This window comes from Bradyrhizobium sp. Kon56 (assembly GCF_055807635.1).
Map to the genome: position 1 here is coordinate 109642 of NZ_JBVVOU010000012.1, position 25159 is coordinate 134800.

The 25159-nt window shown below is 64.7% G+C and carries 24 protein-coding genes; 8 read left to right on the forward strand and 16 right to left on the reverse strand.

Annotated elements, in window-relative coordinates; all coding sequences use genetic code 11:
* The first annotated feature begins 6 nt into the window (after window positions 1-6).
* Window positions 7-546: an adenine phosphoribosyltransferase gene (locus AC0L3B_RS20540; RefSeq protein WP_007595035.1), complete on the forward strand. Its 540-nt coding sequence runs from the start codon at window positions 7-9 to the stop codon at window positions 544-546.
* A 23-nt stretch (window positions 547-569) separates the two neighbouring features.
* On the opposite strand, the gene AC0L3B_RS20545 is transcribed toward AC0L3B_RS20540, so the two are convergent.
* The 9 genes from AC0L3B_RS20545 to AC0L3B_RS20585 form a co-directional block, all read right to left on the reverse strand.
* Entirely contained in the window at window positions 570-902 is a 333-nt protein-coding gene (locus tag AC0L3B_RS20545; protein ID WP_018454936.1) for a GIY-YIG nuclease family protein, read from the reverse strand.
* Between the two features lie 86 nt (window positions 903-988).
* On the reverse strand, window positions 989-1657 hold the full coding sequence (locus tag AC0L3B_RS20550; RefSeq protein WP_018454935.1) for a hypothetical protein: 669 nt from the start codon (window positions 1655-1657) through the stop codon (window positions 989-991).
* Between the two features lie 60 nt (window positions 1658-1717).
* Window positions 1718-2473 carry a P-loop NTPase family protein gene (locus AC0L3B_RS20555; RefSeq protein WP_018454934.1) on the reverse strand — a complete coding sequence of 252 codons (756 nt, stop codon included), beginning with the start codon at window positions 2471-2473 and terminating at the stop codon, window positions 1718-1720.
* Window positions 2474-2678: 205 nt separating this feature from the next.
* The gene (locus AC0L3B_RS20560) at window positions 2679-3923 is read right to left on the reverse strand and encodes a M48 family metallopeptidase (protein ID WP_317244902.1); all 1245 of its coding nucleotides are present in this window, start codon (window positions 3921-3923) and stop codon (window positions 2679-2681) included.
* A 32-nt stretch (window positions 3924-3955) separates the two neighbouring features.
* Window positions 3956-4516: a LemA family protein gene (locus AC0L3B_RS20565; RefSeq protein ID WP_085352637.1), complete on the reverse strand. Its 561-nt coding sequence runs from the start codon at window positions 4514-4516 to the stop codon at window positions 3956-3958.
* A 138-nt stretch (window positions 4517-4654) separates the two neighbouring features.
* The gene (locus AC0L3B_RS20570) at window positions 4655-5635 is read right to left on the reverse strand and encodes a small ribosomal subunit Rsm22 family protein (RefSeq protein WP_473380961.1); all 981 of its coding nucleotides are present in this window, start codon (window positions 5633-5635) and stop codon (window positions 4655-4657) included.
* A 60-nt stretch (window positions 5636-5695) separates the two neighbouring features.
* Window positions 5696-9160, reverse strand: coding sequence for a chromosome segregation protein SMC (smc, locus tag AC0L3B_RS20575; protein WP_018454931.1), 3465 nt, complete (start codon window positions 9158-9160; stop codon window positions 5696-5698).
* 217 nt (window positions 9161-9377) lie between these two features.
* On the reverse strand, window positions 9378-10052 hold the full coding sequence (locus tag AC0L3B_RS20580) for a DsbA family protein (protein ID WP_018454930.1): 675 nt from the start codon (window positions 10050-10052) through the stop codon (window positions 9378-9380).
* A gap of 126 nt (window positions 10053-10178) precedes the next feature.
* Window positions 10179-10673 carry a DUF721 domain-containing protein gene (locus tag AC0L3B_RS20585; protein ID WP_018454929.1) on the reverse strand — a complete coding sequence of 165 codons (495 nt, stop codon included), beginning with the start codon at window positions 10671-10673 and terminating at the stop codon, window positions 10179-10181.
* Window positions 10674-10795: 122 nt separating this feature from the next.
* Between AC0L3B_RS20585 and mutY the strand changes: the two genes are divergently transcribed.
* The gene (gene mutY / locus AC0L3B_RS20590; RefSeq protein WP_018454928.1) at window positions 10796-11911 is read left to right on the forward strand and encodes an A/G-specific adenine glycosylase; all 1116 of its coding nucleotides are present in this window, start codon (window positions 10796-10798) and stop codon (window positions 11909-11911) included.
* Window positions 11912-11963: 52 nt separating this feature from the next.
* Window positions 11964-12386 (forward strand): PaaI family thioesterase, encoded by a 423-nt coding sequence (locus AC0L3B_RS20595; RefSeq protein ID WP_247372684.1) that lies wholly within the window; start codon window positions 11964-11966, stop codon window positions 12384-12386.
* A gap of 206 nt (window positions 12387-12592) precedes the next feature.
* Here AC0L3B_RS20595 and AC0L3B_RS20600 read toward each other — a convergent pair whose 3' ends face one another.
* Window positions 12593-13870: a flavin-dependent oxidoreductase gene (locus AC0L3B_RS20600; RefSeq protein WP_085361332.1), complete on the reverse strand. Its 1278-nt coding sequence runs from the start codon at window positions 13868-13870 to the stop codon at window positions 12593-12595.
* 128 nt (window positions 13871-13998) lie between these two features.
* Here AC0L3B_RS20600 and AC0L3B_RS20605 point away from each other — a divergent pair, with 128 nt between their 5' ends.
* On the forward strand, window positions 13999-14619 hold the full coding sequence (locus tag AC0L3B_RS20605) for a glutathione S-transferase family protein (RefSeq protein ID WP_085352629.1): 621 nt from the start codon (window positions 13999-14001) through the stop codon (window positions 14617-14619).
* 199 nt (window positions 14620-14818) lie between these two features.
* Here the strand turns inward: AC0L3B_RS20605 and AC0L3B_RS20610 are convergent, their stop codons facing one another.
* Window positions 14819-15739, reverse strand: a complete 921-nt coding sequence (locus tag AC0L3B_RS20610; protein WP_204513844.1) for a LysR family transcriptional regulator — start codon at window positions 15737-15739, stop codon at window positions 14819-14821.
* A gap of 90 nt (window positions 15740-15829) precedes the next feature.
* Between AC0L3B_RS20610 and AC0L3B_RS20615 the strand changes: the two genes are divergently transcribed.
* A complete protein-coding gene (locus AC0L3B_RS20615) occupies window positions 15830-16273 on the forward strand; it encodes a nuclear transport factor 2 family protein (RefSeq protein WP_018454923.1) in 444 nt (147 codons plus the stop codon).
* Window positions 16274-16662: 389 nt separating this feature from the next.
* The gene (locus AC0L3B_RS20620; protein WP_473380962.1) at window positions 16663-18624 is read left to right on the forward strand and encodes a methyl-accepting chemotaxis protein; all 1962 of its coding nucleotides are present in this window, start codon (window positions 16663-16665) and stop codon (window positions 18622-18624) included.
* A 59-nt stretch (window positions 18625-18683) separates the two neighbouring features.
* Here AC0L3B_RS20620 and AC0L3B_RS20625 read toward each other — a convergent pair whose 3' ends face one another.
* From AC0L3B_RS20625 to AC0L3B_RS20635, 3 genes are all read right to left on the reverse strand, one after another.
* Window positions 18684-19370: a glutathione S-transferase family protein gene (locus AC0L3B_RS20625; protein WP_085352625.1), complete on the reverse strand. Its 687-nt coding sequence runs from the start codon at window positions 19368-19370 to the stop codon at window positions 18684-18686.
* 132 nt (window positions 19371-19502) lie between these two features.
* A complete protein-coding gene (locus AC0L3B_RS20630) occupies window positions 19503-19829 on the reverse strand; it encodes a hypothetical protein (protein WP_018454920.1) in 327 nt (108 codons plus the stop codon).
* 121 nt (window positions 19830-19950) lie between these two features.
* A complete protein-coding gene (locus tag AC0L3B_RS20635) occupies window positions 19951-21081 on the reverse strand; it encodes a DNA methyltransferase (RefSeq protein ID WP_473380963.1) in 1131 nt (376 codons plus the stop codon).
* A 400-nt stretch (window positions 21082-21481) separates the two neighbouring features.
* On the opposite strand from AC0L3B_RS20635, the gene ypfJ reads away from it, so the two are divergent.
* Together ypfJ and moaB are read left to right on the forward strand one after the other, a co-directional pair.
* Window positions 21482-22417, forward strand: coding sequence for a KPN_02809 family neutral zinc metallopeptidase (ypfJ, locus tag AC0L3B_RS20640; RefSeq protein WP_085352623.1), 936 nt, complete (start codon window positions 21482-21484; stop codon window positions 22415-22417).
* Between the two features lie 135 nt (window positions 22418-22552).
* Entirely contained in the window at window positions 22553-23116 is a 564-nt protein-coding gene (gene moaB / locus AC0L3B_RS20645; RefSeq protein ID WP_018454917.1) for a molybdenum cofactor biosynthesis protein B, read from the forward strand.
* A gap of 244 nt (window positions 23117-23360) precedes the next feature.
* Here the strand turns inward: moaB and AC0L3B_RS20650 are convergent, their stop codons facing one another.
* Together AC0L3B_RS20650 and AC0L3B_RS20655 are read right to left on the reverse strand one after the other, a co-directional pair.
* Window positions 23361-24287, reverse strand: a complete 927-nt coding sequence (locus tag AC0L3B_RS20650) for a bifunctional helix-turn-helix transcriptional regulator/GNAT family N-acetyltransferase (protein WP_473380964.1) — start codon at window positions 24285-24287, stop codon at window positions 23361-23363.
* A gap of 63 nt (window positions 24288-24350) precedes the next feature.
* Window positions 24351-24926 (reverse strand): glycosyltransferase family protein, encoded by a 576-nt coding sequence (locus tag AC0L3B_RS20655; RefSeq protein WP_204513849.1) that lies wholly within the window; start codon window positions 24924-24926, stop codon window positions 24351-24353.
* Window positions 24927-25159 lie beyond the last annotated feature (233 nt).

Genomic DNA, 25159 nt, shown 5'->3' on the forward strand with positions numbered 1-25159 from the left:
GGCACCATGACTTTTGACCATGATCTGAAGGCGAGCGTCCGCACCATCCCGGACTATCCGAAACCCGGGATCTTGTTCCGCGACATCACCACGTTGCTCGCAGATGCGCGTGCGTTCCGCCGTGCGGTCGACGAACTCGTCAATCCCTGGGCCGGCAACAAGATCGACAAGGTCGCTGGCATGGAAGCGCGCGGCTTCATCATCGGTGGCGCGGTGGCGCACCAGGTTTCGGCCGGCTTCGTGCCGATCCGGAAAAAAGGCAAGCTGCCGCACACCACCGTGCGGATCGCTTACTCTCTCGAATACGGCATCGACGAGATGGAGATGCACGTCGACGCCATCCAGCCGGGTGAGCGTGTGATCCTGGTCGACGACCTCATCGCCACCGGCGGCACCGCGGAAGGTGCGGTGAAGCTGCTGCGCCAGATCGGCGCCAATGTGGTCGCCGCCTGCTTCATCATCGATCTGCCCGATCTCGGCGGCGCCGCCAAGCTGCGCGCGATGGACGTGCCGGTGCGCACGCTGATGACGTTCGAGGGGCACTGAGGGCACGGCACGGCTGGCGACGTTCAGATCGGCTCGGCCTTTAGCTCCGACAGCCAATGCAGCATGCGCTCTTTGAGGAGCGCATTCCTGACATAGTCGCTCGCCTCATCTTTCAGCCGCTCGCATTCGCCGAGTGTCAGGCCTGCCTCACCGTGCATGTTCCACGCAGTCTGGAGTCTACGGCAGGTGTGGCTACCCTGGCGCAGCGAGAACCAGATGCGATTCTGGATTGTCTCGAGGTTCGAGGCTTGGCCGACCCAGGCCTCGCCCGAGGCCGCGCAGCGGACGACGTAGATGCCGGCAACGGTCTTCCGCTCCTTATAGGCGGCGATTGCTGCTTTACGGTCGATGCTCACGGTGAAGAGGCCTTGCTGAGGAACGATGGTGCGTACACTCAGTAACCGCAACGTCGCTCGGCGTCAATATTATCCGGGTAAAATATTCAGGACCGTTGCAGGATCAGGCTGAGCTCGAGTTCGCGGAAGGCGAGGTAATTGCGCCGGGTCCATTGGTGCAGCTCGGTCGAGGCATCCTTCTCCTGGCGAAGATAGCCGGTGAAGGAGAAATTCAGGCGGCTGATATAGGTCTTCAGGAATCCGGGCAGCGCCGGCAGCCGCAGCAGCCGGCCGCCGGCCATCGCTTCCGGCAGCTCGCCGCGCACGATGTGCTCGTTGTCCACCGTGATCAGGTTGATCCGCGGGATCTGTTCGCGCAGCATCTCGTGGGCGCGGGCCGAGACGCGGTCGGTGTCGGCGACGAACAGGATCATCGGCGCGACGTGGCGGCGCGCAGCCTCTTTCAACAGGCCGATCTCCTCCGTCATCTTGAAGAACTCGTCAAAGGCGTGGAAGCCGAGGTCGATCACCTTGGCAAGCCCGTCATCGACGATGACACGATCCATCAGCTGCATCTTGCCGTAGGTGTCGATCACGTCGGCGGTCTCGGTGATCGTTGGCAGATAGTCGAGCAGCGACGGCTCCTTCAGGTTGACGTCGAAGGCCACGACGTTGCCGTTCTTGAGCAGCAAAAATTCGCTCAAAAGCCGCGCCAGCAGGGTTTTGCCGACCTGCGGGCGGGGCGAGCAAATGATGTAGAGGGGCGTTGCGGACATCGATAGCTATATCAGTCGAACTTGGCGACCAATCCAGCCGTATCCGCCCGGCTTGCGCAACTATTTTTCGCTGTTGCGGGCCCCGGATTTCGTCGAGCCGACGATATCGGTCAGCCGGATCCGATCGAACTCACTCCAGACGTTCGCCAGCCAGTGTCGGACATAACCACGCAGCACGAAGGAGTAGTTGGCGGCCTCGTCGTTGACGCCCTTGTTGGCGACGAATTTCAGGAATGGGACGGAGGACACCTCGACCTGCTCATAGGCCATTTCGTTGAGCTTGGGGATGGTCAGCTCGGTCGCGTCCTTGATGCGGTTGAAATACGATTGGTAAGTCGACTGATCCCACTGGAAGAACTGAGTATCGTTGATGAAGTTCTTCACCAGGAAATATTTCGCGCCGCCCATGAAGCCCGCGGTCTCGGCGATCTCGTCCAGCGAGGCGATCGAGGGTCCGAGGATGTGGAACACGGCAAAGGTGATCTGGCCGGCCTTGGCGGCGTCGAGGAATCCGATGTCGCGCAAGGAGGCGAGCGCCGGCGAGAGCAGGCCGGCCCGGACGTCGATCACGGTGACCGACGGGCTCGTCGCGTTGAGCGTATCGAAGATCTTCATCTGATCCGACGTCGTCGTCATGTCGACGATCTCGGTGATGTCAGGATGGAAGCGCTTCAGGGTTCCGCGCGGCGATTCGGTGTCGAAAGCGCGCGTCGGCACGTTGTTGGCGGAAAAATAATCGAGCAGGGTGCGCGACACCGTGGTCTTGCCGACCCCACCCTTGTCCGCGCCCACCACAACCACTGCCGGCTTTGCCATTGCTGTCCCCTAACGCGCGCCCCCGATCGCGAGGTTGCAATCGGACGGGCCCCAAATCGATGTCGCAGACATGTCCCAAGTCTGCTGTTGGGCGCGAACATGGCAGAAACAAGGGAGAATTCAATTCCGCAGGGCCCAGTTATGGCAATTCCCGAGGTTTTTCCCAAGCACGACGAATCCTGCCGGGCATGGCGTCAAATCACGCTCAATGGCGGCCCCAAGGACCCAAGGAATTGCCCAAGGGATTGCTTACTCGATTGCCTATCGGGTTGCTGCTGGCGGTTCCGGCGGAGCTGGGTGCGGGCAGGGGCGGCGGACTGGCCGCGCCGCCTACGTCGTTCCAGGGCCCCTGGCGCGGTGGCGGTCGGACGCCCTGCTGGTCGGCTTGCGTGTCTGGCTCCTCGGCCTCGTCGGCGGAAAGCGGCAGCGGGCCGGGATCATGGCCGCCGGCGAACTTGACCAACGCGTCGACTCGCGACTGCACCGAGGGGTGGGTCGCGAACAAATCGGCAAAACCCTCGCGCGGATTGTCGACGCAGAGCTCCATCACTGCCGAGGTTGCGCCCGGCAGCTCGCCGCGGTTCTCGATCTTGCGCAGTGCCGAGATCATGGCGTCCGGATTTTTCGTCAGCTCGACGGAGCCTGCGTCCGCGAGATATTCGCGCGAGCGCGACAGCGCGAGCTTCACCACCTGAGACAACAGCCAGGCCACCACGATCAGCACGACCGCGATGATGATGACGATCACCGCGCCGCCGCCCGAACTCTTGCTGTCGTTCGACGACGAGGACGATCGTGACGAGGAGGAGCCCGACGACCACGAGCCGCCGGAGCCGGAGCTCCAGCTGAAATTCGTGAACAGGCGGAAGAACAGTTCGCCGAAGAATCCGACCACGCCCGCGATGATGACGGCGACCACCATGAGCTGCACGTCGCCGTTCTTGATATGGGTCAGCTCGTGACCCAGCACCGCCTCGATTTCCTGGTCGTCCAGCGCATTGAGGAGACCGGTGGTGACGGTGACCGAATATTGCCGCGGGTTGAGGCCGGTCGCGAACGCGTTCAGCGCCGGGCTTTCCATGATCTTCAGCTTCGGCATCGTGATGCCGCGCGAGATGCAAAGATTTTCAAGCAGATTATAGAGCCGCGGCTGCTCCTGCCGGGTGACGTCGTGGCCGCCGGTCACCGCATCGATCATCGACTGGTGGAAGAAATAGGCGATCACGATCCAGGTCGCTGCCACGACGGTCGCAACCGGTGCGGCGACTTTCAGATCATAGAAGGCGCGTCTCAGATAATGGAGGACGGTCTCGTCGCCATTGATGACGACTTCGGCGATCAGCGCGCCGGCATAGACCAGCACGTAGACCAGCGCGAACAGACCGGCGAGCAGGAGCATCGAACGAAACTTGTTCGAGGCGATGTGCGTGTAGAGACCATACGCGGCCATGACGCGATGCCCTGCCGGCCTATCGGCTCAACTCAGAATTTCACCTGCGGCGTGGCCTCGACCTCGGTGCGGCTGGCGCCGAGATCGAAGAAGTCCTTTTTGGTGAAGCCGAACATGCCGGCGAACAAGGCTGCCGGCATCTGCTGGATGCCGGTGTTGTATTCCTGGACCGCGCTGTTGAAGAAGCGTCGGCTGGCCGCGATCTTGTTCTCGAGATCGGACAGCTCGCTGGCGAGCTGCTGGAAATTGGCGTTGGCCTTGAGGTCGGGATAGGCCTCCGACAGCGCGATCAGTCGGCCGAGCGCGCCGGAGAGCTGGGTCTCGGCCGCGGACACCTGCGCCGGTCCCTGCGCCGACATCGCCGAATTGCGCGCCTTGATGACGTCGTCGAGCGTGCCGCGCTCATGCGAGGCATAGCCCTTCACCGTCTCGACCAGGTTCGGGATCAGATCGTGGCGCTGCTTGAGCTGCACGTCGACGTCGGCAAAGGCCTGGCCGACGCGCTGGCCCAGCGCCACCAGCCGATTGTAGGCGGCGAAGGCAAAGAACACGAGGACGACGATAACGCCGAGAACGATCCAGCCGGTCGACATGGAGAACTCCTGAAGGGGGAAGAAGGCGGGCCCTAGGGTAGACCAAATTGGCGCCGAGCGAGAGCCCGGTACAGACGAGAGGTAAGACTTGGTCGGATGAGGGACTATCCGAGTTCAAGGCGAAAGCGCCGGAGCAGGTTAACTTTCGGACAGGATGGCATCACCCCAGCGCCAGCGGCGGGCGCTTGCATAGGCGACCTTGTCCCGCCGTGGGACCTTGGCGAGTTCGACGCCTTGCTCGGTGCAGAGCTTTGCCGTGATCTCGGCCTTGCCGAGATCCGGCGGCGCCAACACGCGCGCGGCGCGGGTGGCGGGAGGCCTACGGGTTAGCGCCACGTAGATGAATCGCTCGTCCTCGAACGGCACCTCGGCGCCCTTGATTTGGCGGTGAGCCTGCGAGCGCGGCAAGCGCTGGGAGAAATGGCACCAGTCGGGCGCCGTCAGCGGACACGGCTTTTCGTGCGGGCAGGGTGCGGCGACATAGGCGCCCGCCGCGATCAGTTGCTGGCGCAAGGTGAGGATGCGGGCGTAGCCGGCGGGCGTGCCGGGCTCGATCACGACCAGCACGTGGCGCGCTTTCGCCCACATCGCTTCCGCGAGCTTGCGTTGATCGCCCTCGCTGAGCTCGCCGATGACATAGCTCGCGACGACGAGATCGGCTTGCGAAACCTCAGCGAGGTTCGCGCCGGCATCGCCCGGCAGATAGCGGCAATTCGCCAGACGCGTGCTGTCGCGCGCCAGTTCGAGCGCGAGACGGCTCAGCGTGGCGTTGGCATCGAGCAGGGTGAAGGATTGCAGCGACGGAAAAGCTTCCGCAGCGGCCCAGCTCGCGGTGCCCGGACCTGCGCCGACGTCGAGCAGCGTTTCCGGACCGAGGTCCGGTGCGACCTCGGTCAGCGCATTCAGACTTGCCGCCACCGCAGCGTAGGTCGCCGGCATCCTCGCGAGCGCATAGGCGAGCGCATCGGCCTCGGACTTGATCGTGCCGGAGCCGCCCCCTGCACGATAGGTGGTCGAGATTTTCTGCGATCGCTGCGCAGCGTCGGTGCGCGAGAACCCCTGGAGCTTGCCGTCGAGGGCCGCTTTCAGTTCGGCGGGGAGGGTGGGTGGGATCATCATTCGTGGTCATCATCCGCTTGCGCGGATGACGACGTCAATGGGTGCGTGACGGGAGCGGACTCACGCCACGTTCTGGTCGAGAATGTCCACCGCCTCTTGCAGGTTCACCGACACCAGTTGCGAGACCCCGCGTTCGGCCATGGTGACGCCGAACAGGCGGTTCATCCTCGCCATCGTGATCGGGTTGTGGGTGATGATGATGAAGCGCGTGTCGGTCGAGGCGGTCATCTCGTGCAACAGGTTGCAATAGCGCTCGACGTTGTGGTCGTCGAGCGGCGCGTCGACTTCGTCCAGCACGCAGATCGGCGAGGGATTGGTGAGGAACACCGCGAAGATCAGCGCCATCGCGGTCAGCGCCTGCTCACCGCCGGAGAGCAGCGATAGCGTCTGCGGCTTCTTGCCCGGCGGCTTGGCGATGATTTCGAGGCCGGCTTCAAGAGGGTCATCGCTCTCGATCAAATGCAACGCGGCTTCGCCGCCACCGAACAGCTCGACGAACAGGCGCTTGAAGTGGTTGTTGACGACCTCGAACGAGGTCAGGAGCCGCTCGCGAGCTTCCTTGTTGAGGCTCTGGATACCCTGGCGCAACCGCTTGATGGCCTCGACGAGGTCGTCGCGCTCGGTGACCAGACCATTATGCTGGGTCTCGACCTCGCGCAGCTCTTCCTCGGCGCGCAAATTGACCGCGCCCAGGCGCTCGCGATCGCGGCGCATCTTTTCGAGGTCTTCCTCGATGTCGTGCAGCGGGGGCAGCTCGGCGCCGGGCTCGATCTCGGCGAGCCCGGCAACGGCCTGCGGCTCGACTTCGAGCATGTCGCGGATCTCGCGCTCGATGTCATCGAGCCTGCGCCGCGCGCTTTCCATGCGCTCCTCGGCGCGGGCGGTGGCCTCGCGCGAGCTCGACAGCGCCTCGAGCGTCAGCTTGGCGACGCGATCGGTTTCGGCCATCGCGGTTTCCGCGCTGGCGAGCGCGTCGGCGGCCATGCGGCGGTCGTTTTCGGCATATTCGATCTCGGTGATCAGCGCGCTGCGCTTCTCCGCGAACACGGCCGGCGCGTTCTCGAGATCGCTGCGCTCGATTGAGACTTCGGCGATGCGCGCCTGGATGGTGTCGATGTGGGAGGCCGCGCTCTCCTTGCGGTTCTGCCACTCGGTGCGTTCGGCGAGGATCGCCTGCACGCGGCGGTCGGCCAGCTCGGCTTCGCGCGCCAGCGCCTGTGCCTCGGCCCGGACCTGGGCGGCCATGCGACGATGACCTTCGATGTCGCTGCGGACAGCGGCGAGACGGGTTTCGGTGTCCTCGCTCGACGGCAGCTCGGAGATCCCGGCTTCGGCGTATTCGTAGGCGGCTTCGGCCTCGGCGCGGTCGGCGGCCAGACGGCTGTGCGCTTCCGACAGCGTCGCCTTGCGTGCAGCGTGGCGGCTGATCTCGCGCTCGACCGTGGCATGGCGCTCGCGCGCGACGTTGAGTTCGCGCTGCGCAGCGCGCCAGGCTTCGCGGCTCGCACCTTCGGTGCTGGCGGCCATCTGCAGCTCGGCCTCGGCGTTCTCCAGCGCCTGACGCTTGATCTGCGCGTCGATGCGGGCCTGCTCCAGCTCGTTCTCGATGTCGATGAGGCGGGCGCGCTCGGCAAGCCGCCTTGCTGCGCCGGTCGGCGCGTGGGCGGCTGCGACAAAACCGTCCCAGCGCCAGACGTCGCCTTCGGGCGAGACCAGCCGCTGGCCGGTCTTGAGCTGCGAGACCAGCTCGGCGCCGCGCTCGCGCGGCACCACGCCGATCTGCGCCAGGCGGCGGGTCAGCTCGGCCGGGGCCTGCACGTGGCTGGCGAGAGGCACGACGCCTTCGGGCAGTTCCGGATCGCCGTCGGTGACGCCGGCATTGGTCCAGCGCATCGGCGCGGACGGATCGACCGGGGCGTCCAGATCGTCCCCAAGGGCTGCGCCGATCGCCTTTTCAAATCCCTTGTCGACGGTGATGCCGTCGATGATCGGCGGCCACAAATTCTTGGTCTCGCCGTTGAGGATCTTGGAGATCGTGCGCGCCTCGGTATCGAGCCGCTGCACGCGCTTGTCGGCTTCGACCAGCGGCGAGCGCGAGGATTCCAGCGTCTGCCGCGCGGCGACGTGCGCGGCTTCGCTGGCCTGAGCGGCGGCTTCCGAGGCCGCCAGCGTCTGCTCGGCGCTCTCGACCGTCGCGGTCAGCTCGTCGAGATCGCCGAAGCCGCCGGTCTCCTCGGTGAGCTTCTGCTCTTCCGCCGCGACGTTCGAAATCTCCTGGTCGAGCCGGGCGAGCTTGTCGCGGTGGGTGCGAACGTTGGCTTCGAGTTGGTTGCGCTTGGCGGTGAGGTCTGCGAGCGCGGTGGTGAGCTCGGCGAACTGCTGCTCGGTTTCGGTCAGCACCGCCTCGGCTTCGGCGACACGCTCGTCGACGCCGGAGCGCTTCTCAACGCGCGACTTGATCTCTTCCTTCAGCTCGGCATCTTCGGCGTCGAGGCGCTGCAGCGCGATATCGGCGTCCATGGTCTGCTGCTGGGCGCGCGAGATGTCGCCTTCGAACTGCGCGAGGCGCCGCTCGAGTTCCGCGACGCGCTCCTTGGCGCGCTCTTCCTCGCGATCGAGCAGCTCGCGGGCGTTGGTCAGGCGCTGCAGCCCCGCTGCGGCGCGCGCTTCGGCATCGCGCAGCGCCGGCATTTCGGCGGCGCGAATCGCCTGGATGCGGGCGGCCTCGGCCTGGTGCTGGGTCCGCTCGGCCATCTCGCGGACCGCGAGATCGTGGGTCTGGCCGGATTCGTTGACGTCGGCATGGGCGCCGATCCAGCGCAGATGGAACAGGGTTGCTTCGGCCTTGCGGACCTTGGCCGCAACTTCGCGATAGCGCACGGCCTGGCGGGCCTGCTTCTTGAGGCCTTCCATTTGCCCCGCGAGCTGGCCGATCACGTCCTCGACGCGGGTGAGATTGGTTTCGGCCGCCTTGAGCCGCAGCTCGGCTTCGTGGCGGCGGGCGTGCAGGCCGGCCACGCCGGCGGCGTCTTCCAGCACGCGGCGGCGCTGCTCGGGCTTGGCCTGAATGATCTCGCCGATCTTACCCTGGTGGACGAGAGCCGGCGAGCGCGCGCCGGTGGCGGCGTCGGCGAACAGAATCTGCACGTCGCGGGCGCGCACGTCGCGGCCGTTGATGCGGTAGACCGAACCGGCCTCGCGCTCGATGCGGCGGGAGATTTCCAGAAGCTGGCTGTCGTTCATCGCCGCCGGCGCGGTGCGATCGGAATTGTCGATCGTCATCGTCACTTCGGCGTGGTTGCGCGCGGGGCGATTGCCGGAGCCGGCGAAGATCACCGCGTCCATGTCGGCGGCGCGCAGCGACTTGTAGGAGGTCTCGCCCATCGCCCAGCGCAGCGCCTCGACGAGATTCGACTTGCCGCAGCCGTTGGGCCCGACCACGCCGGTCAGGCCGGGCTCGATGACGAAGTCGGTGGCCTCAACGAAGGACTTGAAGCCGTGAAGGCGCAGGCGGGTGATTTTCATAAGCACGCATCTCTGTTGGCAGGCGCGAATCCCCCTGCCGGGACAATACCATGGAAGGCAATGTCGGTATCCGGGCGAGTCGCGCGAGGCGCCTCATGCGGCTGGACAATGGCCGCGGTGCGCTGCGAGGGCAACCGGCGAAAGCCGCTTTTCCCAAGGGATTTATGCCGGGAAAGATACGGCTATCGAGATGCGAATCAGGATTGCGCCGTGCGAATCAGCTCTTGAGCAGCGGATTGATCTTCTTGGCGAATTCCTCGAACGAGGTCTCGCCCTTGATCTTCTCGCCGTTGACGAAGAACGTCGGCGTCGAATCGACCTTCAGAACGTCGCTGGCATATTTCTGGTCGGCGGCGATCTTGTCGAGCAGCGCCTGGTCCTTCAGGCAGGCCTCGACCTGCTGCTGGGTGAGACCGGCCTGCTTGCCGATCCGCGTCAGGGTCTCCGTGGTGTTCTTCACGACCCAATCGTTCTGCTGGCGGAACAGCATGTCGGTGACGGCAAAGTATTTCGGCGCGTCGCCATTGGCGATGCAGCGCGACAGCATCGAGCCGGCGGCGGCTTTGATGTCGAGCGGGAACTCGCGGAAGACGTAACGCACCTTGCCGGTGTCGATGTATTCCGACTTGATCTTGGGAAACACTTGCTCATTGAAGGCCGCGCAATGCGGGCAGGTCATCGAGGCGTATTCGGTGATGGTGACGGCGGCGTCCTTCGGGCCCAGCGCCATGTCGGGCAGCGACACCGGTTTGGCCACGTCACCAGCCGCTGCCTGCGCCATGGCTTCAGGGATCATGGCATCGGAGATGAATCGCAGCGGAGAGAACCCGGCGAGCGCGGCAAGCCCGGTCAGCGACAGCATCGAGGTGAAGGCGCGGCGGGTGATGATCAAGGTCGGCTCCCGGATTGGCGTGGTCTCGCCCGAATTCCCATTCAGACGGCCTGTCGCTAGCTTGAAACGTCGTTTGAGGCAATGGCGAGCGGCAAGGACAGGTCCAGTTTGGCCGCAGAATAAGGCTCAATTTCGCTTGATGGCGGCCCCGAGGCGCGCCAGCGCCGACTTCAATTGTTCATCTTCGATATCGCCCAGGCGCTCAGCCACCTCGGCCACCGATTTGGCGTCCGGCGGGCCGGGCCGGGTCGGCCGGCGGGCGCGTGATAGCGGAGCCTGGCGAAAGGCCAGCTTGCCGACCGCGCTCCAGCCGAAGAAGCGGTTGACCCGCTGCAGGATCACATCGGCGGAGTGCTGGATCTCGAGCGCCATCGGCCCCTCGACCCGCAGCACCAGCGTCGCCGGCTCCTGCGGCTGACCCTCGACCGGCCGCGGCCATTGCATCTTGAGCGGCTCGGCGTGCGCCGCGATCTCCGGCCCGGCAATCTGCGCCCATCGCGTCACCAGCTCGCGCGCGGCAAATCCCTGCTTGGCATAGGCCTCGGCAAAGACGTCGTTGAGCAGGAGCGATAGCGGCTTGGCGCTGATGGGACCGGGTTTGATGGGTCGAAGCTTGGACATGGGACCTTATAGCACTCCGGGGCGTCGGCCGCAGGCTCTTCACCGCGAAGAAAAACGTGGATGCCCGCGACATGCGTGGGCACGACGTGGAGAGATCGACGCATTGCCGTTACAGTGCGGACATGAGCCCCAAATCCGCCCTCAAGGCGAAATCGGAACCAGTTCCGCCGGAGACCCCATCGCGTCCGCTCGCGCTGCTCCAATGGTATGACCGCCACCGCCGCCGATTACCCTGGCGGGCTCCGCCCGGCGAAGCATCCGACCCTTACCGCGTCTGGCTGTCCGAGATCATGCTGCAGCAGACCACAGTGAAGGCGGTCGGGCCCTATTTCGAAAAATTCGTCTCGCGCTGGCCTGATGTCACCGCGCTCGGACGGGCCTCGCAGGAGGACGTGCTGCGGATGTGGGCCGGGCTGGGCTATTATTCTCGCGCCCGTAATCTCCATGCCTGCGCGGTCGCGGTGACGCGCGAGCATGGCGGCACCTTTCCCGACACCGAAGTGCGTCTGCGCGCGCTGCCGGGCGTCGGGCCCTATACGGCGGCAGCGATCGCGGCGATAGCGTTCGATCGACGCACCATGCCGGTCGACGGCAATATCGAGCGCGTGGTCTCGCGGCTCTTTGCAGTTGAGGAAGAGCTCCCGCAGGCCAAGCCGCTGATTCAGGAGTTGGCTGCGACGCTGCTTGCCGATTCTCGCGCCGGTGATAGCGCGCAGGCGCTGATGGATCTGGGCGCCTCGATCTGCACGCCGAAAAAGCCGGCCTGCTCGCTATGCCCGCTGAACGAGGGCTGCACGGCGCGCGCGCTGGGAACGCAGGACACGTTTCCGCGCAAGGCCGCGAAGAAGAGCGGCGCGCTACGGCGCGGCGCCGCTTTCGTTGTCACGCGCGGCGACGAGCTTCTCGTCCGCACCCGTCCCGAAAAGGGGTTGCTCGGCGGCATGACCGAAGTACCGGGGTCGGACTGGCTGGCCGGGCAGGACGACGCCAAGGCAAAACGGCAGGCGCCCGAGTTGAAGGGGCTGTCGCGCTGGCAGCGCAAGGTCGGCGTGGTCACCCACGTCTTCACGCATTTTCCGCTGGAACTGGTGGTCTACACGGCGAGGGTGGAAGCGCGGACGCGGGCACCCGCCAGCATGCGCTGGGTGCCGATCGCCACGCTCGCCGATGAAGCATTGCCCAACGTCATGCGCAAGGTGATTGCGCATGGATTGGACCCTAGCAGCCCATCCTGCTGACAAAATGCTGGCAGCAGGCCTGCGTTAGCTGTGGTAGGCAACGGAGGCTCGCATGATCAACACCGCGCTCGACAACTTTCCCAGGCCGCCCTGTGCCGAGCTATTGGGGTGGCGCCTGCTCGATGCCCGACCCAGGGAAGGCTGGATCAAGCTCGCCTTCGACGGCAAGCCGGAGTTCTGCAATCCGGCCGGCTTCATCCAGGGCGGCATGCTCTCGGCCATGCTCGACGACACGATGGGCCCCGCCGTGCTGGTGATGAGCGAGGGCAGGCTCTACACCACCACCATCAGCATGACCGTGAATTTCCTGGCGCCCGCAAAGCCCGGACCGATCATCGGCGAGGCCAAGGTGACGCAGCTCGGCAAGACGATTGCGTTCGTCGAGGCAAAGCTGATGGCAGAGGACGGAACGCTGCTGGCGACGGCGACGGCGAGCGAGCGGCTGCTGGAGGCGGCGAGGGTGGTGGGCAAATAGCTGCCGCGCAGTCTTTTTTCCTTCTCCCCTTGCGGGAGAAGGTGGCGCGAAGCGCCGGATGAGGGGTTTGTCTCGGCGAGTTCAAATGAGAGTTAGACTCGCGGAGACAGACCCCTCACCCGAGTGAGCTTGCGTCTAGCGGCGTCGCTGCCCTCTCCCGCAAGGGGCGAGGGCGCATCAACGTGCGTCTCGCTTCGTGCGAATACTCATTTCGTCGCGCGCGCGTCCTTGCTCACGATCGGCGGCTTCGCATTCAGCGCTTCCACCTGGAAGCCGGCGACGCGCTTGTAATTGGCGGCAACATCCTCGAGCTCCTGTTGCGACAGCACGTCAGTGACGACCTTGTAGCCGTCGGGCGCGCGCTCCTCGACCAGCTGCATCACCTGCTCGGGGCCGTTCTTGCGGTTGAGCAGGACGAGACTGGTGGTTGCAGGCCGCCGCTCGGCCTCATAGGCGAGCAGGGCCGCTTGCGTCGGGCCGTGCGCCAGGATCTCGCGCGTGATGGTGCGCGCATCGAGGATCGCCTGCGAGGCGCCGTTGGATCCGATCGGATACATTGGATGTGCGGCGTCGCCCATCAGCGTGACGCGGCCGAAAGTCCATTGCGATACCGGATCGCGGTCGACCAGCGGATATTCATAGGCGTGCGGGCAGTTCTTGATCAGGCCGGGCACGTCGAGCCAGTCGAACTGCCAGCTCTCGAACCAGGGTAAGAACTCCTCCAGCCGCGCGGTGCGGTTATAGTCCTCGCGCCGCCATTGATAGGTCGGCGGCATGTGGCGCTCGGCAACCCAGTTGATCAGATGGTTGCCCGCGGCGTCCGGTTCCTTCGAGATCGGATAGCAGACGAATTTCAGGATCTCGTGACCGGCCATGATCATGGTGCGGCCGCTGAGGAAGGCTTTTGCGGGCGTGACGCCGCGCCACAGGATGCGGCCGTTCCAGATCGGCGGGCCTTCGTCGGGATAGAGTTTTTCTCGCGCGGCGGAATGGATGCCGTCCGCGGCGATCAGGATCGTGCCGTCGTAAGTCCCCGCGGCCTTGCCGGTGGCCTTGTCGACGAAATCGGCGCGCACGCCGTCGGCGGTTTCGCTCCAGCCGGTCAGATGATGGCTGGTGAGGATGTTGTCGCGGCCGAGGCGCTCGATGGCGGTGTCGAGCAGCAATTGCTGGAGCGTGCCGCGATGGATCGAAAACTGCGGCCATTTATAGCCGGCCTCCAGCCCGCGCGGCTCGCTCCAGATCGGCTTGCCGTGCTTGGAGAAATAGGCAAGCTCGCGGGTGCGCACGCCCCTGGCATCGAGCTTGTCCATCAGCCCGAGCTCGATCAGCTCGCGCACCGCGTGCGGCAGCACGTTGATGCCGACACCGAGCGGCCGCAGTTCGGCGGCGCTCTCGAACACTTTCACGGGAACGCCGACTCCGTGCAGGCTGAGCGCAAGCGTCAGCCCGCCGATGCCGCCACCGGCGATGAGTACGGTCATGGGAAAGCCCCTCCAACTCGGGGCGTCTTGGCACAGCCGGGCGCCGGTGGGCAACTGCGAAGAGAGGTTCGTGCTATGGACCTCGGGGCCCGCAGCCGTTACCTTCCGGCTTTCCCATGAGGTCCGACATGCTCAAGCTCTACTACGCCACCGGCACCTGCGCGCTCGCCACCTACATCACCCTGGAAGAAGCCGGCGCCGACTACGCGGCGGAGCGGCTGAGCTTCAAGGACAACCAGCAGAACAGCGTGGAGTACCTCGCGATCAACCCGAAAGGCCGCGTCCCCGCGCTGGTGACCGATCGCGGCGTTTTGACCGAGACCCCGGCGATGCTCGCCTATCTCGCGCAGACCTTCCCCAAGGCGAAGCTCGCGCCGCTCGACGATCCCTTCGACTTCGCCCAGGTCCAGTCGTTCAACTCCTACCTCTGCTCGACCGTGCACATCAACCATGCCCACAAGATGCGCGGCGCACGCTGGGCGAGCGAAGAGAGCTCGTTCGCCGACATGAAGGCGATGATCCCGAAGACCATGGGCGCCTGCTTCGCCCTGATCGAGCAGAAGATGTACAAGGGGCCCTGGGTGATGGGCGAGCAGTTCACGATCTGCGATCCTTATCTCTACACCCTGTCGACCTGGCTCGAAGGCGACAGCGTCGACATCAACGCGACGCCGAAGATCGCCGATCATTTCAAGCGCATGTCCGACCGCCCCGCCGTGCGCAAGGTGATGGACGCGCAGAAGGCGTAGGAGCGCGGCAATATATTCCCCTGTCGTGCCGGGCAAGCGTCAGCGCAGACCCGGGACCCATAACCACAGGGAGAAGTTGTGACGCAAGCTGACAATCACGAGTCTTCGCCAAACCACGTCCTGTGGTTATGGGTCCCGGATCGGCGCTCCGCTTCGCTGCGCTTGTCCGGGACGACACCATTTGCTTTGAAGTTGCGTCCTATCCAGCGCGCCCTTTCTTCTCCAAATCCCGTCCCGTCTCCAGCATCAGCCGCCTGAGCCAGATCGAGCCTGGATCCATCTGCGCGCGGGTCGGGTAGAACATGAACTGCTCATCGATGCCGGGGTCGAGCGGCGGCGTCACCGTGACGAGGCCGAGCTGCTTGGACAGCGCCGCGATCAACCGGCGCGGCACGAAGGCGACGAGGTCGGTACGGGCGGCGACGTGCAGCGCTTCGAGATAACCCGGGACGACGAGAGCGATATGCCGGTCTATGCCCTTGGTGCCCAGCCAAGTGTCGATGAGGTCCTCCGGCTGGCCGCGGATGATTACGCCGACATGGCGTGCAGCCAGGAACGTCTCGCGCCGCTTCAGCTTCGCAGCCACGGGGTGGCCGCGCCGCACCGCCAGCGCGTCGCTGTCGGTGTAAAGCAACTGGCGGTGAAATCCCTTGAAGGCGTTGCCGATCGAGATCACGAGATCGATGGTGCGGGCGAACTCGGCGTGGAAAATAGCCGGTCCTCGCCACGGCACCACGTCGATGCGGACGTTGGGGGCGGCCTGCGTCACCTTTTCCATCAAGGGCGGCATCAACAGCTCGACCGCGAGGTCCGGCATCATCAGTCGGAATTGCCGCTCGCTGCGCGCCGCATCGAATTCATCCGATACGAACAGCCCGCGCACCTGGTCGAGCGCCTGCGCCAGCGGCGCGCGCAAGGCTTGCGCCCGCGGCGTCAACTCCATCCGCGCGCCTGTGCGTACCAAGAGCGGATCGCCAAGGATGTCGCGCAGACGCTGGAGCGCATGACTCGCCGCCGGCTGCGACAGCCCGATCCGCAATGCGGCGCGGCTGACGCTGGCCTCGCGCAGCAGCGCGTCAAGCGCGGTCAGGAGATTGAGGTCGAGCGAATTCAAATTCATGAGGCGAATAGATATCATATCCACTATCGATTTGAAGAATTTAGCACCGGCGGCGATGATTTCCGTGTTCTCACCAAAGGAGATGCCGCCATGAGCGCGAGCGCCAACAAGAAACTGATGCAGGATATCTTTGCAGCCGCCGCCAGCCCCGATCCGGCTGCGCGCGACCGTGGCTTGTTCACCGAAAGTCTTGCCGACGACGCCAAATGGATCGTGACCGGCCAGTATTCCTGGTCGCGCACCTTTTCGGGCAAACAGGCGATCCTCAACGATCTGCACGGCTATGTGCGGACCCGCCTTGTCGACCGGACGCGGACGGTCGCTCATCGCTTCATCGCCGACGGCGATATCGTCGTCATCGAAGCAAAGGGCGACAATGTCACGCCAGAAGGCGTGCGCTACGACAACGACTATTGTCTCGTGTTTCGTCTCGAGGACGGCAAGATCAAGGAGATCCGGGAATATTGCGACTCGGTGCTGACCGAGAAGGCCCTTGGTCCGTTTCCACAAACGGCCGTGAGGGCCGCGAGCTGAGCGGATCGAGCAGCGTCGCCTCCGTCGACCGGTGCCGTCCGCCGCGGTCGGCGAGGGGCGTGTTGGTCTGGCGCAGGCCGGACCAGCTGCAGCGGCCTGCATGCCGCTGCGGGCTTCTCGCTAAAACCTTGCTCACCTGCCGATAAAATCAGCAGATGTTGTACCATCCGACGGATGCGCGCGCGAAAAATTTGAAGGTTCAATTAACGAGTGTCCCCCATTGTGTCGCGGTGCAGCGTGGGTCGCGAACAACGCGACGCGCGGCTGCCAGAGTGGCCGGTGACGATCGCCGGATTAGGCCGGCCGCTCGAATTGACATGCATCTGGGTGGACAGTGGGAATGCCGAGTTTTCGTTTGCGGATCAGGGGACGCCCTGTACGCAGGTTTCATGGCCTTGGTGGCGGTTGGTCTTGTGATGGCGGTGGTCGCCATCTGGAATTTGCGATCCGTCCAGGATCAGGTCGCAAAACTCTCCGCGTTGTCGGACAGCACGGCGCGCGTCCTGGAGATATCGACCCATCTTCAGGCCATCCAGCGGGCCAATCTGCGCTACATTTACGACGCCAACGAGCCTGCGATGCGGGAGGCTGCCGAGCGAGAGGCCGCGGCGACCGGGCTGTTGCAGCTGGGAGCAAAGGGCCCCCTCTCGGAGGAGCGGCGGAAGCTCTACGACGATCTGATCGCCGACATCGCCAAAATGAAAAGCCTGCGTGACAGTCTCGGCGACGCCGTCAACGAGGCGCGGACCGGCAAGGCGACGCTGTTGCCGAGTGGCGAAGAGCTGACCGTCAAGATGGCCAAGCTGGTCGATGTGGCCCGTGCCGCCGCCGACGACGACACGGTGTCGCTCGTCGCGGACCTCGAGTCCCGGGTCCTGCTGGTTCGAATCGCGAACTGGCGCTTCCTCGCCCTGCGCGACGCCAACGGGCCCACCGCCTTCAGAACCAATGTCGACAGGGCGGTGCAGCGGCTGGCGGCCGTCGAAAGGAGCCCGCAGGCGGCGGACCTTCGCTCGTCTTTGACGCCAGTGAAGACCGCTCTCGGTATCTACAAATCCGCGTTCGAAACCACCTCTGCGGCGATGCTGCGGTCCGACGAGATCTACCACAAGGATCTCGCACCGCTCATCTCCGCGAGCATAGCCAAGCTCAAGGTCGCGGAAACCGCCTTGAAGACGGATTACAAGGATTCGCGCACCGCGGCCGATGCTGTGATCGACGGCACGACCTCGCTGCAGGAGATCGCGGGCGGCCTCGCCGTCCTGTTCGGACTGATCGTCGCCTTCCTGACCGCCCGCAGCATCGTGCGGCCGCTGACCTCGATGACGCGCGCAATGGGGCTGCTTGCCGGCGGCAATCTCGCCGTCGAGATCCCCTCGCGCGGCAAGGTCGACGAGATCGGCGACATGGCCAAGGCGATCGACGTCTTCAAGACAAACATGATCGAGACCGAACGGCTGCGCCAAGAGCAGACCGCAACCGAGGCCCGGCAGGCCGAGAGCCGCAAGGCCGACATGGCCCGGCTCGCCAGCCGGTTCGAGCAGGCGGTGGGCGAGATCGTCGATACCGTATCCTCGGCATCGCACGAGCTCGAGGGCTCGGCCGGCACCCTGACCGCGACCGCGAGGCGCGCTCAGGATCTCTCCACCGAAGTGCAATCCGCCTCCCAGGAAGCCTCGGCCAATGTGCAGGCGGTCGCCTCCGCGACCGAGGAGTTGTCCTCCTCGGTGACGGAGATCGCGCGCCAGGTGCAGGAATCGGCGCGCATAGCGGGCGAAGCCGTCGGTCAGGTGAGCAAGACCAACGCGCGCGTCAGCGAGCTCTCCAAGGCTGCAGCCCGCATCGGCGACGTGGTCGAGCTGATCAGCACCATCGCCGGCCAGACCAACCTCCTGGCGCTGAACGCCACCATCGAGGCGGCGCGCGCGGGTGAAGCCGGCCGCGGCTTCGCCGTAGTCGCCTCGGAGGTCAAGGCGCTCGCCGAGCAGACCGCGAGGGCCACCGGTGAGATCGCCCAGCAGGTCTCGGGCATCCAGGCTGCGACGGAGGAGTCGGTCGGCTCGATCAGGGAAATCAGCGGCACCATCGAGCGGCTGTCGGAGATCTCGTCGACGGTCGCCGCCGCCGTGGAGGAGCAGGGTGCGGCGACGCAGGAGATCTCCCGCAACGTCCAGCAGGCGGCCCAAGGCACGCAACTCGTGTCGTCCAACATCGGCGACGTGCAGCGCGGGGCGTCCGAGACCGGCTCGGCGTCTTCGCAGGTGCTCTCGGCGGCACGCTCGCTGTCGGCCGACAGCAATCGCTTGAAGCAGGAAGTCGCCAACTTCCTGAGCTCGGTCCACGCCGCCTGAGCCTCAAGAAGCAAAAGGCCACGCGCATGCGCGTGGCCTCGCATTGTGACCTGAGACGATCAGGCGACTTTCGTCGTCATGTGCTTGAACATGTTGCTGCGCGCCTCGTCGTCCATTTCCGCCTTGAAGGTGAACTTGTCCTTCAGCGCGATCGCGCGCGTCGCCGCAGGCCGCGCCGAGATCTCGTCCACCAGCCGCTTCACGTTCGGGTATCGCGCGAAGGCATCGTCGCCGAGCTTGAACGGCACCATCCGCGCCCACCCCCACAGCGCCATGTCGACGATCGAATAGCTGTCGCCGACCATATAGCGGCGGCCTTTGAGGTGGCCGTCGAGAATCTTGTAATGGCGATCGGTCTCGAACTGATAGCGGTTATGCGCGTAGTCGTGGTTCTGGTCTTTCGGCGCAAAATGCTTGAAGTGCACGGCCTGGCCCGAATACGGCCCGACGCCGGTGGCGACGAACATCAGCCATGACAGCATCTCGCCGCGAACATTGGCGGCCGGCAGGAATTTGCCGGTCTTCTCGGCGAGATACAGCAGGATGGCGTTGGAATCGAACACGATGGTGCCGTTGTCGTCGATCGCCGGCACCTTGCCGTTCGGATTGATCTTCAGGTAGTCCGGCGTGAACTGCTCGCCCGTGCGGGTGTCGATCTTCACCGGCTCGAAGGGCAGGCCGGCCTCTTCGAGATAAAGCGCGACCTTGGTCGGGTTCGGCGAACCGTTGAAATAGAATTTGAGCATCGGGCATCTCCCCTGTGTTTGTTGGCTGAGAGTGGAGTCAGCAACATGTCCGCAAGCGGCCTTGTCTTGCCTGAACCTTATCGGGGAGGGCAACCGGCGAGTTTGCCGGGCGGCGTCTGCGCGTCACGCAGATCAGCCGGCGTAACAAAGGCCGATCGCCGCCGTAATGACCATGGCCGCGCCCACGACCTCCAGGCGCAACCCGAGCCGGGTAGCGATATGCATGTCGGAGGCCCGCGCCGCGCGCTCCGATCCGCGCGCGTAGCCGTGAACGATGACGTCGTGATTGAAGCTGTCGTGGGCCTCGTTGCTGCTGGCGAGCCCGACACAGACCACGAGCACGCCGAACAAGGCGAGGCCGAAAAATCCCAGCAGCGCGATCAGGAACATCGGAAACATGCCGACCAGAAAGATCGGCAGCAGCGGCACCAGCAGCAATGTCTCGGACTGTCGTCGCATGGCTCGACCGGTCAAGACGGGGCGTAGGCGGTCAATCTAGTCCCGCCGGCCGCTGTATTCAACCAGTCTCGTCATTCCGGGGCCGCGCCAGGAGGCGCGCTCCGGGACGACGAAAGGAAGGCTACCCCGCCGGCATGCCGGCGCGGATCTCGGCGCGCAGCTCGTCGATCAGCTTAAGACCCTTCTTGGTCTCGATGTGCCAGAAGGTCCAGCCGTTGCAGGCTTGCGCGCCCTGCGCCACTGCGCCCATGCGGTGGATGGAGCCGACCTTGTCGCCGAACATGATGGCGCCGTCGGCACGCACCAGCGCGCCGAGTTTCTTCTTCGCGTCGAACAGCTTGGTGCCGGGCATGATCATGCCACGCTCGATCAGCTCGGAGAACGCCACACGCGGCGCTTCGCGCGCCGTCATGAACGGGGCGAGGCTTGCCTCCGGAAGCGGCTCGATCGCGGCGATGCGCGCTTCGGCCGCTTTCGCATAGGTCTTGTCGCGCTCGAAGCCGATATAGGAGCGGCCGAGGCGCTTTGCGACCGCGCCGGTGGTGCCGGTGCCATTGAAGGGATCGATCACGAGATCGCCGGGTTTGGAGGACGACAGCAGCACGCGCGCCAGCAGGCCTTCCGGTTTCTGCGTCGGGTGCACTTTCTTGCCGTCGGCGCCCTTGAGGCGCTCCTCGCCGGTGCAAAGCGGGATCAGCCAGTCGGACCGTGCCTGCACGTCCTCGTTGGCGGCCTTCAGCGCCTCGTAGTTGAACGTGTAGCCCTTGGCCTTCTCGTCCCGCGCGGCCCAGATCATGGTCTCGTGCGCATTGGTGAAGCGGCGGCCGCGGAAATTCGGCATCGGGTTGGTCTTGCGCCAGACGATGTCGTTCAGCAGCCAGAAGCCGAGGTCCTGCATGATCGCGCCGACGCGGAAGATGTTGTGATAGGAGCCGATCACCCAGATCGTCGCCGACGGCTTCATCGCGCGGCGGGCGGCGAGCAGCCAGGCGCGGGTGAAATCGTCATAGGCGGAGAACGAATCGAACTTGTCCCAGTCGTCGTCGACCGCATCGACATGAGATTCGTCGGGGCGCTTGAGATCGCCCTTAAGCTGGAGATTGTAGGGTGGATCGGCGAACACCAGGTCGACCGAACCAGCCTGAAGCTTCGACATCTCGGCGACGCAATCGCCGAGGACGATGCTGTGCGAAGGAGACTCAAAATTTGTGCGGGGCGCCCTTGCAGACGCCCCGCGACGCGACTCTACCATGACTCAAGAACTCTGACTCAGGCGACGCTGTCGGCGACGCGGGACCAAACAACCGACTGACCGTTACATTGAAGCGGCAAAGTAAAAATCGACTTAACCCGTGGCTTTCGTGAACAGCCCTCACATCGCGCCTTGCAAGCGGCTCGCTCCGCGCATTCTCCATGTTTTGCAGTGTATTTCGCGTTTCTTCGCGTTGCGGCTGTGATCGGAGCGCAAAAAGACTCAAAATTCCTCTCGGAAAAAATTGCTCGATGCCCGGAAAAAATTACTGGCATTGCCATGCTGTCGCACTAGGCAATAATTGCCGAGCGGGATATTGATTAACGCAACGGAAACGTATGTGGCGCGTTGAGCTTTCGCGCTTTCGCGCCGAATTGAGCTAGGACCGAGGGAAGCCGCCATGCGCTACGATGATTTCCGCCGCAGCGACGACATCGAGGATCGTCGCGACGATGGTGGCGGCGGCGGTGGAGGAGGCGGGTTCGGCCTCCCCATGGGCGGCGGCGGGCTGGGGATCGGTACCATCATCGTGCTCGGCCTGGTCGGCTACGCCTTCGGCATCGATCCGCGCATCCTGATCGGCGGCGCCGAGATACTCACCGGCGGCGGCCAGGCGCCGTCCTACCAGACCGATCGCCAATCGTCGTCCAACGCCAAGCGCGGCGCGCCGACCGACGAGATGGGCAGCATGATCTCCGGCATCCTCGGCGAGATCGACGATCGCTGGAGCGAGATCTTCCAGGCCTCCGGCCAGTCCTTTACCGGTCCAAAGGTCGTGCTGTTCCGCAACGTCACCAATGGCGGGCGCTGCGGCCGGGCGGAGTCGGCGATGGGACCGTTCTATTGTCCGCCCGACAGAACCATCTTTCTCGACACCGGTTTCTTCCGCGAGGTCGAGACACGTTTTCGCGGCTGCTCCGGCAAGTCGGCCTGTAACTTCACCACCGCCTACATCATCGCCCATGAGGCCGGCCATCACATCCAGAACCTGCTCGGCATCATTCCGCGAGTGACGCGGTTGCAGCAGCAGGCCGGCAGCAAGGCGGAGGCCAATGCGCTGCAGGTGAAGGTCGAATTGCAGGCCGACTGCCTGTCCGGTGTCTGGGTCAATCGCGAGGCGAAGAAGCGGCCGAACTTCCTGGAGCCGGGCGACATCGACGCCGCACTCACCACGGCGAGCGCGATCGGCGACGACACGCTGCAGCGCCAGTCCACAGGCCGCGTCGTGCCCGATTCCTTCACCCACGGCTCGGCGGCGCAACGCAAACAATGGTTCATGACCGGCTACCAGCAGGGCACCGTCCAGGCCTGCAACACGTTTGGGGGCGGACAGTAGGAGTTATCCGTCATCCTGAGGTGCTCGCCAATTGGCGAGCCTCGAAGGATGGCGAGCCCGTGGCCCATCCTTCGAGGCGCGCAAGAGCGCGCACCTCAGGATGACGTCAGTGGTCTGTGAAGAAGGTGCGTTGCAATGACCTCCATCGACGAAACAAAACAGTTCGTCCCGCTCAACATCGCGGTGCTCACCGTGTCGGACACGCGCGCGCTGGCGGATGATAAATCCGGCCAGACCCTGGCCGACCGTCTCACCGCTGCCGGCCATCATCTCGCCGCGCGCGAGATCGTCACCGATGACGTCGAGGCGATCCGCACCGTCATCCGCCGCTGGATTGCGGACGCAGGTGTCGACGTCGTCATCACCACCGGCGGCACCGGTTTCACCGGGCGCGACGTCACGCCGGAGGCGATCGAGCCCTTGTTCGAGAAGCGCATGGACGGTTTCTCGATCTCATTCCACATGCTGAGCCACGCCAAGATCGGAACGTCGACGATCCAGAGCCGCGCCACGGCCGGCGTCGCGGGCGCAACCTACATCTTCTGCCTCCCAGGTTCGCCCGGTGCCTGCCGCGACGGCTGGGACGGCATCCTCAAAGCCCAGCTCGACTACCGCACGCGCCCCTGCAATTTCGTCGAGATCATGCCGCGGCTGGACGAGCACCTGCGCCGGCCGAAGGCCCAGGGCGCGACGGTGTAGTTGGACATTTCTTCTCCGCTCATGTTGGCCGAAGCTTTAGCGAAGGCGGATGCGGGAAAGGTGGCATAGGCCGCCTTCGGCCGCCCGTCCTTAAAGAATGCCGAAGCGAAGCTTGGGTATCTATCGGCACGGAGTGCTCGGAGACATACCCCTCGCCCTAGTGAGTGTGCGTCTGGCAGCATCGCTGCCCTCTCCCACAAGGGGCGAGGGCGCATACATGCGCCTCTCGCTCGTTGCGAGAGTTCTACAGATCCCGCTCCCACGTTTCCCCAATCAGATCCTGCCCGAAGCTGTGATGCGGCTCGCTCTTCACGAGCTTGAAGCCTGCGCTTTGATAGATGCCACGCGCGGCGACCAGGATGCTTTGCGTCCACAGCGTCATCTTGCTGTAGCCCCTCTCGCGCGCACCCTGGATGCATTGGTCGACCAGCGCGCGGCCGACACCGAGTCCCCGCGCTTTCTTTTCCACCTGCAACAGGCGCAGCTTGGCGATCTGGTCCGTGGCCTTGACCAGAAAGATAGAGCCGACCGGCTCTCCGCCCACTTCCGCAATCCAGCAGTGCTCGCGGGCGGCGTCATAGTTCTTGATGAACTGTCCGCAGATCTCAGCGACCAGGGCCTCGTAGCTGATATCCCAGTTGTAGTCGGCCGCATAGGCGGCGGCCTGCCGGGAGATGACCCAGCCCATGTCGCCGACGCGATGGCTGCGCAGCATGAAAGCCGCGGGGTGGCTTCGATGCTCCAGCACGGCCTCGATGGTCGCCATAGCCTGCGTGAGCCGCGTTGCATCGCTGGTCGAAAGCTGAGCCAGCATTGCGGCGACCTCATTTTGCGAGCCCAGGTTCAGCTTGGCAAAGGCCTGGCGCCCCTTGGCGGTGAGGCTGAGCTGGTACTGCCTGCGATCCGCGGGCAGGGCCCTGCGGGTGATCAGGCCCTTTTCGTCGAAGCTTTGCACGATCCGGCTGAGATAGCCGGGGTCGAGGCCAAGCTCGTTGCCGATCTCCTTGGCGGCAAGGTCGTCCCGTTGCGCGAGCTCGTAGAGCACGCGGGCCTCGCTGAGCGAGAACGGGCTCTTGCCAAGGTGCTGGTCGAGCACGCCAAGCTTGCGGGTGTAGAAGCGGTTGAAGGCGCGGACCGCTGCGATGTGGTCGTCGGTAGGATTGAACGACATGGGTCACCTCCGATATTTGCCATTGTCAAATAATTATTTGACCTTGGCAAGTATCGAGGTGCCTCAGCCGACCATGACGATCCGGCTGCGCAGCATGATCCGCGACGAGCGGCCGAGCCGCCGGAGCAGCCGTGCCTCGGAGTGGCGGGCTTGGGGCGGGTAGCCGCCAATGCGGTCGTAGTGATCACGCGCGATCAAAAGTCCCTGATCGCCGAAGGGACCGACGAGCTTGCGCATCAGGGCCCGGAGGATGTGGCGGAAGCCGGCATCGGCGTAGGGCGAGCGCGCATAGCGGAAGACGGCCGCACGATCCCGGCCGCTGGTGGAGACGGACTGGATGAACTGGGTGGTTTCCTCGATCCAGCCGGTTTCCAGCACGGCGCCCGCGGGCAGGAACATCAGCCAGGACGAACGGGCCTGGAGTGCGCCGGCGGCGAGCGCGGCGCCTTGAGTGGATCCTTCGAAGCCGATGAAACGGCAGCCCGCGACGTCGGCAACGCGCTCGATGACGCCATTGCGGGTGCCGTCGACCAGGAGCACTTCCCGGATGACGCCTGCGGCGGCACCGGGTACCAGCGCGGCCAGAGTTGCGACGGCCGTCTGCTCGACGCCTTCGGTCGGAATGATGACGCTCAGCATGATGGAAGCTTCACTGTCCACACTTCGGGAGAAGCGTAGCTCATTATGAGGGCGTGATAAAACATGGCGCTGCCGAGTGCAACTTTCCGGCCGCGCCTCGGCAGACGATGGTAAACCGCTGCAGCCCTCGCATCCAAATATGTCCCGTACGGGGCGGCGATATTGCCGAATGTGTCGCCCCAGCCTGTCCTGTCCGTATTAATCCGGAGGTGAGCCGCAATATTGCGCGGCGC

Excerpts from the sequence above, each read along its gene's own strand:
- AC0L3B_RS20540 (WP_007595035.1), top strand. The coding sequence starts at position 7 with ATGACTTTTGACCATGATCTGAAGGCGAGCGTCCGCACCATCCCGGAC.
- AC0L3B_RS20550 (WP_018454935.1), bottom strand. The coding sequence starts at position 1,657 with ATGTCCGCAACGCCCCTCTACATCATTTGCTCGCCCCGCCCGCAGGTC.
- AC0L3B_RS20555 (WP_018454934.1), bottom strand. The coding sequence starts at position 2,473 with ATGGCAAAGCCGGCAGTGGTTGTGGTGGGCGCGGACAAGGGTGGGGTC.
- AC0L3B_RS20560 (WP_317244902.1), bottom strand. The coding sequence starts at position 3,923 with ATGGCCGCGTATGGTCTCTACACGCACATCGCCTCGAACAAGTTTCGT.
- AC0L3B_RS20565 (WP_085352637.1), bottom strand. The coding sequence starts at position 4,516 with ATGTCGACCGGCTGGATCGTTCTCGGCGTTATCGTCGTCCTCGTGTTC.
- AC0L3B_RS20570 (WP_473380961.1), bottom strand. The coding sequence starts at position 5,635 with ATGATGATCCCACCCACCCTCCCCGCCGAACTGAAAGCGGCCCTCGAC.
- smc (WP_018454931.1), bottom strand. The coding sequence starts at position 9,160 with ATGAAAATCACCCGCCTGCGCCTTCACGGCTTCAAGTCCTTCGTTGAG.
- AC0L3B_RS20585 (WP_018454929.1), bottom strand. The coding sequence starts at position 10,673 with ATGTCCAAGCTTCGACCCATCAAACCCGGTCCCATCAGCGCCAAGCCG.
- mutY (WP_018454928.1), top strand. The coding sequence starts at position 10,796 with ATGAGCCCCAAATCCGCCCTCAAGGCGAAATCGGAACCAGTTCCGCCG.
- AC0L3B_RS20595 (WP_247372684.1), top strand. The coding sequence starts at position 11,964 with ATGATCAACACCGCGCTCGACAACTTTCCCAGGCCGCCCTGTGCCGAG.
- AC0L3B_RS20600 (WP_085361332.1), bottom strand. The coding sequence starts at position 13,870 with ATGACCGTACTCATCGCCGGTGGCGGCATCGGCGGGCTGACGCTTGCG.
- AC0L3B_RS20605 (WP_085352629.1), top strand. The coding sequence starts at position 13,999 with ATGCTCAAGCTCTACTACGCCACCGGCACCTGCGCGCTCGCCACCTAC.
- AC0L3B_RS20610 (WP_204513844.1), bottom strand. The coding sequence starts at position 15,739 with ATGAATTTGAATTCGCTCGACCTCAATCTCCTGACCGCGCTTGACGCG.
- AC0L3B_RS20615 (WP_018454923.1), top strand. The coding sequence starts at position 15,830 with ATGAGCGCGAGCGCCAACAAGAAACTGATGCAGGATATCTTTGCAGCC.
- AC0L3B_RS20620 (WP_473380962.1), top strand. The coding sequence starts at position 16,663 with ATGGCCTTGGTGGCGGTTGGTCTTGTGATGGCGGTGGTCGCCATCTGG.
- AC0L3B_RS20625 (WP_085352625.1), bottom strand. The coding sequence starts at position 19,370 with ATGCTCAAATTCTATTTCAACGGTTCGCCGAACCCGACCAAGGTCGCG.
- AC0L3B_RS20630 (WP_018454920.1), bottom strand. The coding sequence starts at position 19,829 with ATGCGACGACAGTCCGAGACATTGCTGCTGGTGCCGCTGCTGCCGATC.
- AC0L3B_RS20635 (WP_473380963.1), bottom strand. The coding sequence starts at position 21,081 with ATGGTAGAGTCGCGTCGCGGGGCGTCTGCAAGGGCGCCCCGCACAAAT.
- ypfJ (WP_085352623.1), top strand. The coding sequence starts at position 21,482 with ATGCGCTACGATGATTTCCGCCGCAGCGACGACATCGAGGATCGTCGC.
- moaB (WP_018454917.1), top strand. The coding sequence starts at position 22,553 with ATGACCTCCATCGACGAAACAAAACAGTTCGTCCCGCTCAACATCGCG.
- AC0L3B_RS20650 (WP_473380964.1), bottom strand. The coding sequence starts at position 24,287 with ATGTCGTTCAATCCTACCGACGACCACATCGCAGCGGTCCGCGCCTTC.
- AC0L3B_RS20655 (WP_204513849.1), bottom strand. The coding sequence starts at position 24,926 with ATGCTGAGCGTCATCATTCCGACCGAAGGCGTCGAGCAGACGGCCGTC.